This is a genomic window from Marinomonas sargassi, assembly GCF_025716875.1.
GTDB classification, from domain to species: domain Bacteria; phylum Pseudomonadota; class Gammaproteobacteria; order Pseudomonadales; family Marinomonadaceae; genus Marinomonas; species Marinomonas sargassi.
This window is the reverse complement of the sequence record NZ_JAOVZB010000001.1, coordinates 592,273-605,417: the sequence shown is the minus strand read 5'-3', so window position 1 is coordinate 605,417 and position 13,145 is coordinate 592,273. Positions and strand designations below refer to the sequence as shown.

At 45.8% G+C, this 13,145-nt stretch carries 15 protein-coding genes; 1 reads left to right on the top strand and 14 read right to left on the bottom strand.

Annotated features, from left to right (window positions below):
* Positions 1 to 3: 3 nt before the first annotated feature.
* The 3 genes from astB to OFY17_RS02925 form a co-directional block, all read right to left on the bottom strand.
* Positions 4 to 1,341, bottom strand: coding sequence for an N-succinylarginine dihydrolase (astB, locus tag OFY17_RS02935; RefSeq protein WP_263529204.1), 1,338 nt, complete (start codon positions 1,339 to 1,341; stop codon positions 4 to 6).
* On the bottom strand, positions 1,338 to 2,366 hold the full coding sequence (locus OFY17_RS02930; protein ID WP_263529203.1) for an arginine N-succinyltransferase: 1,029 nt from the start codon (positions 2,364 to 2,366) through the stop codon (positions 1,338 to 1,340). Before OFY17_RS02930 ends, astB begins: the two co-directional genes overlap by 4 nt.
* Before the next feature lie 359 nt (positions 2,367 to 2,725).
* Positions 2,726 to 3,382 (bottom strand): glutathione S-transferase family protein, encoded by a 657-nt coding sequence (locus OFY17_RS02925; RefSeq protein WP_263529202.1) that lies wholly within the window; start codon positions 3,380 to 3,382, stop codon positions 2,726 to 2,728.
* A gap of 104 nt (positions 3,383 to 3,486) precedes the next feature.
* Between OFY17_RS02925 and OFY17_RS02920 the strand changes: the two genes are divergently transcribed.
* Positions 3,487 to 4,347, top strand: a complete 861-nt coding sequence (locus OFY17_RS02920) for a LysR family transcriptional regulator (RefSeq protein ID WP_263529201.1) — start codon at positions 3,487 to 3,489, stop codon at positions 4,345 to 4,347.
* A gap of 44 nt (positions 4,348 to 4,391) precedes the next feature.
* Here OFY17_RS02920 and phnP read toward each other — a convergent pair whose 3' ends face one another.
* Genes phnP through phnE form a run of 11 tightly spaced genes read right to left on the bottom strand, consistent with a single transcriptional unit; the run spans position 4,392 to position 13,116 of the window.
* The gene (gene phnP / locus OFY17_RS02915) at positions 4,392 to 5,156 is read right to left on the bottom strand and encodes a phosphonate metabolism protein PhnP (RefSeq protein WP_263529200.1); all 765 of its coding nucleotides are present in this window, start codon (positions 5,154 to 5,156) and stop codon (positions 4,392 to 4,394) included.
* 3 nt (positions 5,157 to 5,159) lie between these two features.
* Entirely contained in the window at positions 5,160 to 5,726 is a 567-nt protein-coding gene (gene phnN / locus OFY17_RS02910) for a ribose 1,5-bisphosphokinase (RefSeq protein WP_263529199.1), read from the bottom strand.
* Positions 5,727 to 5,783: 57 nt separating this feature from the next.
* Positions 5,784 to 6,920, bottom strand: coding sequence for an alpha-D-ribose 1-methylphosphonate 5-triphosphate diphosphatase (gene phnM, locus OFY17_RS02905; protein WP_263529198.1), 1,137 nt, complete (start codon positions 6,918 to 6,920; stop codon positions 5,784 to 5,786).
* Positions 6,921 to 6,949: 29 nt separating this feature from the next.
* Complete coding sequence (phnL, locus tag OFY17_RS02900) at positions 6,950 to 7,663, bottom strand: phosphonate C-P lyase system protein PhnL (RefSeq protein WP_263529197.1); 714 nt, start codon at positions 7,661 to 7,663, stop codon at positions 6,950 to 6,952.
* Between the two features lie 41 nt (positions 7,664 to 7,704).
* A complete protein-coding gene (gene phnK, locus OFY17_RS02895) occupies positions 7,705 to 8,484 on the bottom strand; it encodes a phosphonate C-P lyase system protein PhnK (protein WP_263529196.1) in 780 nt (259 codons plus the stop codon).
* Entirely contained in the window at positions 8,474 to 9,382 is a 909-nt protein-coding gene (locus OFY17_RS02890) for an alpha-D-ribose 1-methylphosphonate 5-phosphate C-P-lyase PhnJ (protein WP_263529195.1), read from the bottom strand. The genes phnK and OFY17_RS02890 overlap by 11 nt, the downstream gene beginning before the upstream one ends.
* Complete coding sequence (locus OFY17_RS02885; RefSeq protein WP_263529194.1) at positions 9,379 to 10,488, bottom strand: carbon-phosphorus lyase complex subunit PhnI; 1,110 nt, start codon at positions 10,486 to 10,488, stop codon at positions 9,379 to 9,381. The genes OFY17_RS02890 and OFY17_RS02885 overlap by 4 nt, the downstream gene beginning before the upstream one ends.
* Positions 10,488 to 11,135, bottom strand: coding sequence for a phosphonate C-P lyase system protein PhnH (gene phnH / locus OFY17_RS02880; protein WP_263529193.1), 648 nt, complete (start codon positions 11,133 to 11,135; stop codon positions 10,488 to 10,490). The genes OFY17_RS02885 and phnH overlap by 1 nt, the downstream gene beginning before the upstream one ends.
* A 2-nt stretch (positions 11,136 to 11,137) precedes the next feature.
* Complete coding sequence (gene phnG / locus OFY17_RS02875; protein WP_263529192.1) at positions 11,138 to 11,587, bottom strand: phosphonate C-P lyase system protein PhnG; 450 nt, start codon at positions 11,585 to 11,587, stop codon at positions 11,138 to 11,140.
* A gap of 3 nt (positions 11,588 to 11,590) precedes the next feature.
* The gene (locus OFY17_RS02870) at positions 11,591 to 12,283 is read right to left on the bottom strand and encodes a GntR family transcriptional regulator (protein ID WP_263529191.1); all 693 of its coding nucleotides are present in this window, start codon (positions 12,281 to 12,283) and stop codon (positions 11,591 to 11,593) included.
* Between the two features lie 44 nt (positions 12,284 to 12,327).
* Complete coding sequence (gene phnE / locus OFY17_RS02865) at positions 12,328 to 13,116, bottom strand: phosphonate ABC transporter, permease protein PhnE (protein ID WP_263529190.1); 789 nt, start codon at positions 13,114 to 13,116, stop codon at positions 12,328 to 12,330.
* Positions 13,117 to 13,145: the final 29 nt, after the last annotated feature.

Sequence of the window (13,145 nt, the reverse complement as noted above, 5' to 3'; positions counted from 1 at the left end):
TAGTTAATTTTTTTGAAAGTCATAAATAGGCCCGATATTTAGAATCTGCGTTAGTTCGTCTAATGCTGCTCTGGACTCTGCTAGTAATGCAGGGTCATATAAATCATCGGGTGTAAGTTCATCTCTATAGTGGCGGTTGACCCAATCTTTTAATTCTTGATAAAGAGAGTCTGTTAAAAATACATTTGCCTTGGTTTGTTCAATCTGTTGCTGGCTCATCACCACGCGCAAACGTAAGCATGCGGGGCCGCCACCGTTACGCATGCTCTGTTCTAAGTTGAAATAGTGTACTTGATTGATTTGCTGGTGGCGCTCAGGCAAGGAATCTAAATACGTTTTAACACTCTCAACTTTCATGCATTCGCCCGGCACAATCAGAGTGTAGCCAGTTTGCTCTGGTACAGTGAGTAGCTGAGAGTTAAATAAATATGAGCTAACGGCATCTTTTAGAGGTACTTCGCTATCGGCGACTTTAATGCTTTGGAAGTGGCCATCCATACTTTCTTCTAACTGAGAGATTACTTGCTCAGAATCTAAGAAAGCCAGTTCGTGATAAAACAGTAGGTCACGAGTACCTACGGCAATAACATCATTATGGAATACACCCGCATCAATTACGATAGGATTTTGCTGAGCAAAAACGGTCTTGTTGCTAGACAAACCGTGCTTCCTCGCAATTGCTTGACTGGCTTCTAATGTTTGACGAGCTGGAAATACCGCAGGTTTTGGTGTGTTTGGGTTAAAGCGGCTAGCGCCATACACAAAAAACTCGACCCCTTCCTGTCCATATTCTTGGCAGAAGCGCGTATGGTTTGCGGCACCTTCGTCTGAAAAATACTCACCAGCTGGAAGAGGCTCATGGTGACTATAGTCGTCCCCTTGGAAGATGGCTTTTAGAATATTACTGGTTGTTTTGGCTTCAATAGAGCGATGAAACATACTGCTCAAATTGGCTGGCGTGAAATGAGTCTTGCCATTTTGTGTATCACTAAATGGCGATACAGTCGCTGCATTCGCTACCCACATGTTGGATGCAGAAGACACTTGTTTTAGTAAGTATGGTGCTGAAGCAACCACTTCTTTTAAGACATCGCTGTCTGTCTCGCCTTGGAAGCCTAATTCCCGTAGGGTAGGAATATAAGGGCGCTCATGGGGCGGTAAAACGGCTTGTTTCATCCCCATATCAGCTAGGGCCTTCATTTTCTCTAAGCCCTGTAAGGCGGCTTTTTTAGGAGAAGAGGTCAGTGCGGCGTGTTTATTGGATGCCACGTTACCAAAGGAAAGCCCCCCATGATTATGAGTTGGGCCAATGAGTCCATCAAAATTCACTTCGAAAGTCATACTATCTCCAAAATATATAGGGGGCTACCAGCTTTCACTTGTAGAAGTTCTGCTGCTTGAGTAGAAATTTGAACGCCTTTAGATGAAGTATGTACCTGTGTGGGCACTACTCTAAAATTCTCTAAACTGCCGTTACTGACCATGCAGTATTGTGCAATGGCACCTTCTTCAGGGAACTGTTGGAATGTCGATTCTAGAAGAGCCTCTTTTATCTGCTGAATCGATTTGATCTGATCTTTTTGGCATTGAACTACAGGACCTGCATCAAAAATATCGACCGAGTTTTGCCATGAGAAGCCTTCTTTTTCTAACAGTGACATAGCGGGTCGAGTATGGTCGTGGGGTTTACCAATCACTTCCCTTGCTTCATCGGGTAAAAGTTCGAGATAAATGGGGAGTTTAGGCATTAAATCAGAAATGAACTGATGGCCATTTACCCCACTGATAAAATCCGCCTTATCAAAAGGAATCTTGAAAAACTTTCTGCCAACGCTCTCCCAGAATGGCGAGCGGTCTTGTTCGTCTAACCAGCCGCGTAATTCAGCGAATACAGTGTCGCCAAAGCGTTCAGAAAAGTTGTGCATCAGCATAAAGCGTGATCGGGACAAGGCTTGGCCTAGCTTGTCTCGTCGATATTCAGGTTTTAAATAAAGTGAAACTAATTCAGTAGCACCAGTGAAATCGTTAGCTAAATTCAAACAGTTACTTACAACGGTAATATCGAGAGTTTCAGAAGAGTTAACTAACTTAGACAAACGGTAGTTATAGAAAGGTTTATTACTGCCTATCCCAGTATGAACGCCACAACTGCCGACAATTTTACCGGTTTCTGGGTCTTCGAGAATCAAAAAGTAAATGTGCTCATTATGTTCAAGACAAGTGTCCTGATAACTGGCATCGACGAGATCAAGCTTTTTCTGCCACGATTGTCGATCAGCAGGCATGGATGTCATGCCTGAAGAGATAGAAGCCGACAGTTCTACCAAAGCATCTAAATCTTTTTTATAAGCGCGGCGAATGATCATAATGTAGACACCTTTTGGTTAATAATTTCGAATTTAATTCAATTGGGCCTTTTGGTTATTTGTGTAGTGTGGTTTATAAAATATAAATATATGATTTATAAGTAAAAATATATTTATTAGGCCCTGTTTTGTATTTTTGTTTCTATTATTAATTTAGCAGATACTAGGCCGAATTAGTGATGAATTTTGGCCTTTTTTATAGAGTAAAAACAAAATTTCTATATTTTATGAAATATAATTCGGTTTTAGGTGAAAGGCAGGAAAGAGTGAAAATTCAACAGAATGGTTAAGGAAGTTGAGTCGATGGATAATATAGCCATAAAGACGGAGTAGAAGATCTTTATGGCTATAGGCTAAAGCTAGGAAATACTTTCGCCTACTTCAGCGACCTCAATAGTGGCTTCTTCTTCAATGGAAGCTTGTAGCCACTCTTGCATGGCAGGATGAGCCAATATAGCTTGTATATAAGCTTGTGACTCACTGGAGACCGAGATGCCATAAGTATTGAAACGAAATACCACAGGGGCAAAAAACGCATCAATCAAACTGAACGGACCAAATAAAAAGTCCCCTTGGCTGTCATGCTGTTTTCTTAATGCTGTCCAAGTGTTGTCTATCCACAGAACTTCCTTTTCGGCATTTTCTGACAGGGTAATTTTCTTTTTAGCTCGGCAGTTCATTGGCATTTCGCCTCGTACTGCAAATAAGCCTGAGTGCATTTCCGCTACAAAAGCACGAGCCTGTGCCCTTTGCTGTTGGTCTTTTGGCCAGCCTTGGTGATTTAAATAGGCTTCATTTAAATACTCACAAATGGCTAATGAATCCCAGACATTCGTGTCCCCATCGACTAATACTGGCACCTTTCCCACAGTCGAATGTTTCGCTAATTCAGAGTAGAAGTTGTCTGTGAAGAGGCCTAGCTTGACCTCCTCAAAGGAAACGCCAAATGCTTTTAATGCGAGCCAAGGTCGTAGCGACCATGAAGAATAGTTTTTATTACCTATGATGAGTTTCATTGCTTACCTCCTTAATGAATAAATCTATTTTTACAGCTTGTTTTTAAAACGACTAACGAATAGTTTTGATGTTTCCCATTCAAAATACTGATAGATGACTTTTTATGGATATTGATGCATTACGCAGCTTCATTGCTTTTGTGGATACGGGCAGTTTTACTCGAGCCGCTAAACAAACTTTTCGCACCCAAAGTGCCATTAGTATGCAGATGAAGCGTTTAGAAGAAGAAGCGGGTCACGCTCTATTTGTAAAAGAAGGCCGGAATTTAGGTTTGTCTGTACAAGGTCAGCAGCTAGTGAGCTATGCCAGACGTTTAGTCTCTTTGCATGATGAGGCCATAGGGCACTTCTCTTCACACCGACAGCATCCGCCTTTAGTGATCGGCTGCCCAGATGATTATGCCGAGTCTATTCTGCCTTCCGTCGTCGATTTATTACGGGATGCCTTGCCAGAGCAAAGTTTACGAATTGTCTGTGAATGCAGCACACAGTTACGTTTGATGCTAGATAAAGGGGAAATCCAATTGGCAATTCTGACCCGAGCACCCGATGCAGAAGAAGGTTATCTTCTGAAGCACGATACGGGTGTCTGGGTGAAAGGGGCTAATGTAGCAAATTTGGAAAGTAAAACGCCTCTGCCTTTAGTGCTTTATGAGCCAGACTGTAAGTTCCATAGTGCAGCCATTGATGGCTTAGAGAAACAGGAACGAGATTATCGAATCATGTGTAGCAGCTCCAGTGCCACAGCGATAAAGAGCTTGTTACGTAAAGGTCAGGGTATCAGTGCAATGGCTCGATCTAGTGTGTCCTATGGATTAGAGATGGTCCAAAATGCCGACTTACCTGCCATTCCTTCTGTGGATATCGTTTTAGCTGTTGCTCCCGTACCACACCCTTTATTTGGTTCCCACCGAGCAGCGAGTTTGAGCCAAGAATTTTTTAAAGCGAACGCAGAAGCTTCTTAGAATAGCCAGTCTTTAAGATAGGCAGTGGCTAGCATGGAAAGTGGCTATATCGACACAATATGCATGCCGTCTTTTGCGATGTGCATATTGCTTGGCAAAGTGTCGGCATGTTCCATTAGCCAGCAATCTAGACGGTGACTTATATGAGTCAGAATCATCTGTTTAGGTTCTAGGGTGTTGTATGTCCAAAGAGCAAGGTTGATGTCATTGTGGTTGCGGGGTGCAGACGGTGTTGGAGGTTCAGAGCAATCCAGTATTAGGTAATCCAATGTTTTGTTGGATAGAAAGCGCTGGGTTGAGTCTGGTAGCCCTACCGTGTCTGTCAGGTAAGCCACACAAATACCCTGTCTTTCAATAAGGTAGCCGAGTGTGATTTTAGAATGCAATAGTGGCAAAGGGGTAATGCTAAAGTCTTTGAATTCCATGGTTTGAAAGGGCACAAAGGGGGGCTGAAAATCCAGTACGCCGGGGTGCTTGTATAGGTCATCGGCACCTTTCTCATCGTCAGGTCGAAACACAGGAATTTTCTCTGGTCGCTCAGACCAACGTAAGTGAAATAACCCCTGCACATGATCCATGTGAAAATGCGTGAGTATAATGCGTTGAATATCGTCGAAGTCATAGCGCTCAGCGAGATTGGTCACCCCTGCATCAATCAGAGTCACCCCCAACTCGGTACGAATTTCAAGACTGCAAGGGCCACGTTGGAAAGAGGTGTCTAGCCTAGCGCGCTCACAAGCCACACAGTGGCATCCCCAAACAGGCACCTGCCCTGCGTTACCTGAGCCAAGAATATTAATGTCCAGCATAGCTTAAGATTCCATATCGACTAAAGAGTGCACCAAGCTAATAAACTGCTGACCAGCCTCTTCGATTGAAGTGTTGTTGTGGATAACATGACATTTATCCAGCAAAGCCGCCTGATTCTGTGTTTGATTACGCTTTAGGCGAGCCTCAATGTCTGCTAAAGACTCTCTGCCTCTTGCGATTAACCTTTGTCTTAATACATCAGGGTCCACTTGAATCAGCAAGGGCTTTAAAGCATCGCCATACAGAGACAGGGCAGTAGCAAGGTACTCTCGGGAGCCATTAACCACGACGACTTGCTCTTGTTCTAACCAGAAGTCGAGTTCGCGACCTATGCCGTAATACAGCCCGTTTGCTTGCCAAGATAAGGCAAAGCCGCCTAATGCTTGTCGGCGTAAAAACTCACTTTGACTGAGTTCAATATGGTTTTCATTTCCTGACTGCCAATCTCGACAAATATAACGATGGGCGATCATCAAATTGAGCTTGGATGAATCCGTTTGGCGCAGCCAAGATAAAATGGCGTCCTTACCGCTGCCTGATGCGCCAATTAGATAAATAATCTTTCCCATCTTGTTCCTTTGCGTATTAGAAGTAGAAGTTGCGTGCTGAAGCTTTACGGTCAGCGCTTAAAAAGCACGCTGACCACTTTTCCATACTTGCTCAATATGAACATGATCCTCTTCGAGGGTACTCCAAATAAGATCAGCCTTCTTGCCGATGGCGATCTCGCCTCTGTCGTTTAAGCCCACAGCTTTGGCAGGGTTAAGGCTGACCAGTCGCATGGCTTTGGGAATATCGTAGTCGTTTGACTCAAGATGCGCGACCATAAATGCCGATTCCAAAAGGCTGGCTGGGTAATAGTCACTGGATAACACATCGAGTACACCGGCTGAGGCCAATTCGTGGGCGGCGATATTGCCCGAGTGGGAACCACCGCGAACCACGTTAGGAGCGCCCATTAATACACTCATGCCTTTCTTATGGGCAGCATGAGCAGCTTCTGCCGTCGTTGGGAACTCAGCGATGACCATATTAAAGTCATGGGACTCTTCCACGTGAGCAAGGGTGGCATCATCATGGCTGGCCAGTGGAATGTTCAGCTCATGGCAGGTTTCACAAATACTTTTTCTAAAGGGGGAGCTGTATTTTGCACTGGCATCCACTTGGCGAGTAATAAAGGCTTCCATCTCGGCATCAGAAAGCTTGTATTTGCCTTGATAGTATTCACGGTATTTGTCCATTTTGGCGAACTGGCGTTGGCCGGGGGAATGATCCATCACAGACACTAGCTGAACAGGGGTTTGCTTCATTAACTTATTGAAGTTTTCTAAGGTATCTTGGTGGCTCACTTCGCAGCGGAAATGCAGGAAGTGATCCGCACGAGTGAGGCCACGTTCACGGGACTCATTCAGTGCGCCGACCATGCGGGTTAAGTTGTTAAGCCTTTCACTACCTTCGATCACATCACCAATGGAGATCGCATCAAATACAGAGGTAATGCCAGCGCTGGCCATTTGTGCGTCGTGTACTTTGAAAGCTTGCATGGCAGGCCATCTAACACCGGGTCTTGGTGTGAAGTGCTTTTCCATATTGTCGGTGTGCAGCTCCACCATGCCTGCCGTGACGTAGCCATTATTGCAGTCGATAGCACTGCTAACAGAGACATTGCCGTGGTCAATTGAGTCAATGACACCATCCTTGATGACTAGAGTTCCTTTAATGACTTCGTCTGCGAGAACGATTTGTGCGTTGGTTAAAATCATAATACTTTGCTCCGCTATAAAGGATTTAACTAGGCGATTTTTACCTTAGGTTGAAGATGGTTGGCGCTCACATCGAAGACATGATCGGCTAAGGCTTCTCTGACATCTGCATCGTGAAAAATACCGACAACTGCGGTGTTTTTGGCGAGGGTTTCTTGTATCAGCTCAATGACAATTTGGGTGTTTTTCTGATCCAAAGAGGCCGTTGGTTCATCCAACAATAGAATGGGATAATCTTGAATGAAGCCTCGGGCAATATTGACCCTTTGCTGCTCACCACCAGAGAAGGTACTGGGCGCAAGCGACCATAAACGTTCAGGAATATTCAGCCTTGTTAATAATTCGACTGCCTTAGATTCTGCTTCGTCATTTTCAATGCCTCTATCTCTCAAAGGTTGTTTCACCACATCTAAAGTGGAAACCCGAGGAATGACGCGCAAAAACTGGCTCACATAGCCAATGGTTTGGCGACGAACTTCTAACAGCTGGTGGCTAGTAGCACAGGCAAGGTCAATCATCTCGCCATTGTGACGAACATGAATGGCACCAGAGCTGGGTAAGTAGTTAGCGTACAAAGAGCGCAGTAAGGTACTTTTTCCCGAGCCACTCTCGCCAAATAATACCGTGCATTTGCCTGCAAAAACTTCTAGATGGATGTTATCCAAAATAGGGAGTTGTATACCCCCTTGATTGTGTAAAGTGAAGGTTTTACTCAGGCCTTCGATATGAATCATGCTTGTCATCTTTCAATACCTTGTGGTTGTAAGTTCACCTAATATGCGAGCTATGGCGTTAACACAGAAGACACCAATAATTGGGTGTATTCGTGTTGTGGGTCATCCAGTACTTGGTCGGTTAAGCCTGTTTCGACGATTTTCCCGTGGCGCATAACGATGAGTCGCTGTGCCAGTAAGCGGGCCACTGCAAGGTCGTGGGTGACGATAATCACAGCGAGGTTCATTTCCGTCACCAAGGTGCGCAGTAAGTCCAACAAACGAGCTTGTACGGATACATCTAGGCCGCCAGTGGGCTCATCCATAAAAACAACCCTTGGATGTGTCACTAGATTGCGGGCTATTTGCAGCCTTTGCTGCATGCCGCCTGAGTAGGTAGAAGGCTTGTCATCAATACGACTGACATCCAGTTCCACATCTTCCATCCACTGCAAACCTTTGGAACGGATTTTCCCGTAATGACGTTCACCAACAGCCATTAGTCTTTCACCTATGTTGGCACCAGCCGAGACACCCATACGTAGGCCATCACGAGCATGCTGGTGGACAACTCCCCACTCAGTTCTCAATAAATAGCGGCGATCGGTTTCCGAAAGTTCATAAAGGTTGAGCCAGTTGTTTTCTCGGTTGAGATAGAGCACATCACCAGAGTTCGGAGCCAAACGCGCCGATAAGCTGGTTAATAAGGTGGATTTACCTGAACCTGATTCCCCGACAATGCCCAATACTTCCCCCGGATAGAGGTCAAAGGAGATGTCTTCGCAGCCTTTGCCCGGCGCATAGAGCTTGGTTAGCTGATTAACTTGTAAAAGCGGTTGGCTAGTTGTCATCTTGCTCTCCTTCTGCGGCTTGTTCTTCTTTTTCTGCTTGCTTAGCAACTTGTTGCTGACAATAGTCTGTGTCTGAACAAAGGAAATTTCGGGTGCCTTGGTCATCAATAATGACTTCATCTAAGAAGCTGTCTTTGGAGCCACAGATGGCACAGCTTTCTTCCCATGCTTGGATTTCAAAAGGGTGATCCTCAAAGTCCAAACTGGAGACATTGGTGTAGGGAGGAACCGCGTAGATACGCTTCTCTCGACCAGCCCCAAAGAGTTGCAAAGCCCGCATTTGATGCATTTTAGGGTTATCAAATTTTGGAATCGGAGACGGGTCCATAATGAACCTGTCATTGACTCGCACCGGGTAGGCATAAGTCGTCGCTATGTAGCCAAAGTGAGCGATGTCCTCATAGAGTTTGACGTGCATCACACCGTAATCTTTTAAAGCGTGCATTTTTCGCGTTTCGACTTCACTTGGTTCGATAAAGCGCAAAGGCTCAGGAATAGGCACCTGATAGACCAAAATTTGATCCGCCTGCAGAGGCGTTTCTGGAATGCGGTGGCGAGTCTGAATAATGCTGGCTGCCGAAGTGCTTTCCGTCGTTTTCACCCCTGTTAGCTGCTTGAAGAAAGAGCGAATACTCACCGCGTTGGTGGTGTCATCTGCCCCTTGGTCGATGACTTTTAAGGTGTCACTTTCGCCAATGACTGCGGCGGTTAGCTGCACACCACCTGTGCCCCAGCCATATGGCATAGGCATTTCACGCCCACCAAATGGGACTTGGTAGCCGGGAATGGCCACGGCTTTTAATAGGGCGCGGCGTATCATGCGCTTTGTTTGTTCATCAAGGTAAGCGAAGTTGTAGCCGTCTTTGATGGGTTCAAGAGTCGCTGTATTCTGGTTCATGATTGATCTCCTGATGCCGCGTCGGGTGTGGTTCTTTCTGCTCGTAGGCGGCGTAAAAGCTCTAGCTCAGACTGAAAATCAACGTAATGGGGCAGCTTAAGATGGGAAACAAACCCGGCCGCTTCTACGTTGTCGCAGTGGGATAAAATGAACTCTTCTTGCTGGGCAGGTGAAACTCGTTCCTCACCGTATTTTTCGGCTTGAAGGGCACGATCAATCAAGGCCATGGAGAGTGTTTTACGTTCGTTCATGCCGAACGCGAGACCATAACCACGGGTGAATTTGATATCGCCGTCTTCTAGCTTGCTAAAGCCATTGATCATTTCACATTCGGTGACTTCTATGGTGCCAATATCAATGCTGAAGCCAAGCTCCTCAGGCAATAGAGAGACAGTGACATCCCCTGTGCGAATCTCCCCAGCAAATGGATGATTACGGCCATAACCACGTTGGGTGGAATACCCTAGAGCCAATAAGAAACCTTCATCTCCTCTGGCTAAGGCTTGCAAGCGAGCACTGCGGTTACAAGGGTAAGAAGGTGGGTCTTGGGTAATATCCGCGGGCGTTTTTTGCTCGTCTTCTTCCGCGACCATGAGGGCTTCTTTTTCCAGCATTTCTAGTACTCTAGGTATGCTTTCGGATTCGCTCTCAGAGTTATCTTGAGAGGTGATATTGGCTAACTCTTCTGGCGTACGACCGTCTGCAAGTAGGGTGAAATCGAGCAGTCTATGGGTGTAATCAAAAGTTGGCCCGAGCAGCTGACCACCGGGAAGATCTTTAAACGTAGCTGAAATGCGTCGAGCAACCTGCATTGTCGTAGTATCGATTGGCTCGCTGCTGTAAAAGCGGCTCAATGTCGTACGGTAGGCACGCAACAGGAAGATGGCTTCGACTAAATCCCCTGCCGACTGCTTAATGGCTAAGGCAGCTAATTCTGGGTCATATACAGAGCCTTCTGTCATGACACGAGAAACCGCCAGAGGCAATTGTTTCTGAACCTGAGCAACCGATAACTCAGGGAAGGTTAGGTCGCCACGACGCGTTTTATCGAGCAACTTATGAGCATTTTGAATGGCGCTTTCTCCGCCTTTTACCGCGACATACATTAGATGACCTCCACAAGAGTGGTTCTTGGCAAACAGAAGACTTGATGTTGATCGAGGAAAATGAAATCCAGACCCAACGGGAAGGCGCTGTGATGTACGCCAGAGTTATTCGTCAGATAACTTAGGAAGTTGGCAGGTAGAGTACTGAGTGAAACCTGTTTTTCTGATTCAATTCCCGGCCCTGTTAATTTCAATTTTGTCGCATCAGCCTGTTGGCTGTGGATCTTCTTCACTTGAACTAACACTGTGCAGCCGGTCTCTGGGTACTCACTAGAACCCTGAGAAAAGCCTTTTTCATTGTCGCTTGTGAAGCTCGCGGCCACGTCATTTAGTGACTCTAATTCGTCGCTCTTTAGTAGCGCGAAAGAGGCGTCTGTTATCTGATCTGTGAGCGTGACACCCGAGTGGAAATGCAAGTTATGCTTGATCTTTTGGCTATCGAAATGGGGTGATAGCCATAGGGGTGTCTGTTGATCCATTAAACTTAGGCAAGTTGCAAAGCTGCTAGGGTAAAGGTTTTCTATTGCCTCAGCTGAATGCAGTTCCACTATGGTTCCGGGTTCACTCATGGCTTTGAGTATTTGTCGGAAAACCACTTGGCTATCTTGTGTTGGGCTGTGGAAGCCTTTTACGAGTGGTGTTGTCATGGTTAATCTTCCCCTCGTACGAGCGTGAAAAAGTCGACTTTGGTTTGTGCTACTTCATTCGCCTTGGCCGCAGCATTTTCTGCTAAGGTGGCCTCTAATGGCTGAATGAGCGAAGCGAGAGTGGCAGACTGATGCTCGTCATCTTGAAGAAGCGCGTCTAATTGTGCTGCTCGATAGGCATGGTCTTTATTTCTGCCTTTGATATAGCTGTAGCCATAGTGCCCTTTTGTGGATTGGACGACGCAGCGGGTGATGGTCATATCGCCAACATTAAATTGGGAGCCTGTGCCCCCCATGCGACCACGTACCTGTGTTAAGCCCACTTCGGGTGCTCGTATGGTTTCAAAGTCTTGGCCCGCTATATATTCGCTAGACAGATCTAAGAAAAGTTCGGCATTTGACTTGGCCATTACTGAGATCCAATGCTGTCTGAGTGTTTGATCCTGAGTCATGGTTTAAGGCTCCACGCTGTATTCAAAAGTGTCGCTGCGGCTAATGCTGATGGAGTACTCCATTAGCTCACCGCTTTCGACTAGGTAATAGTTAGAATGAATCTCCATGACGGGGACGCCACGGCCAATGTTGAGCTGCTGGCATTCATCCAAAGTTGGCATACGTGCTTTAAGTCGAGTTTTACCTCGCTTAGCTTGGTACTGGTAATGGGTTTGCAGGTACTTGTGCAAAGAACCTGACTGATAACCACGCATGACATTGAGGGACACACCAAACAGGTGGTGCTTGATTAGCGTGGTCGGCTGTTGGTTAATCGAGCGGCAGGTCTTTATTTGCACTGATTGTAGATTTTCGTCCACTTGCAAACGCTGAGTAAGATCCTTTGGAAGACGTTTTTCAGTGCAACCAAGTACCTGTGTATCCAGCGTCATACCAGCTTTAGATAGGTTATAGGTAAAGCAGGATTGGTTATCTAAGGCGTAATCAATGGCTGGCTGCGTGACTTGGTTGCCTAGTCCTTGGAAGCGTTTGATTAAACCATCTTGAACCAACTCATCAATAGCACGTCTGACCGTATGACGATTCACAGCAAAGCGCTGTGCGAGCTTCTGTTCTGGCGGTAATAGGTCGCCAGATTCATAGTCCCGATGAATCTCGTTTTTAAGCTGTAGGGCAATGTCTAAATAAATGGCCATTTTTCTTTTCTCTTCTTGTCTATACAAATTTAAGAGCAAAAAAATTAGATAAATAAGCGTCTTAGTTTCACCGAAATAAGGTCAATAATGACGACACAAATTATGATGACGATCATCACGGCACAGGTTTGTTGGAAGTTAAAACCACGCATGCTTTCCCAAAGAATGACACCAATACCACCGGCACCGACCATGCCGACAACGGTCGCTGAGCGTACATTCGATTCAAAACGATATAGGGAGTATGAAATCCATAGAGGCAAAACTTGTGGAATCACGCCATAGAGAATTTCTTCTAACTTATTAGCGCCTGTGGCTCGAACGGCTTCTGCAGGGCGAGGGTCAATGGCTTCTACGGCTTCAGAAAACAGTTTGGCTAATACGCCTGTGGTATGAATAAACAGCGCCATCACGCCAGCAAATGGACCAAGTCCAACCGCCACAACAAACAGCATGGCAAATACCATTTCGTTAATCGCACGAGCGGCATCCATCACGCGGCGAACAGGTTGGTAAACCCAAACAGGTGCCATGTTCTCAGAACTCATTAGGCCAAAAGGTACAGCAAAAATAATGGCGAGAACGGTTCCCCAAAGGGCAATGTGTAGGGTGATGACCATTTCATCTAGATAGTAGGAAATGTCTCGAAAATCTGGCGGGAAGAAATCCTGAGCAAATTCGAGCATGTTGTCACTGTCTTTGATCAAGACCAGTGGGTTCATTTCTGCAGCGCTCCAACCCCAGCTGAGTAACATGAAAAGTACCGCCCAGCTAATGGCAGAGACCCAATTAAAAGGCTTGTTAACAAGCTCGTTTGCAGTGATGTCGTTCATCTTATATCTCAATGGCATTGGGTGGTTGT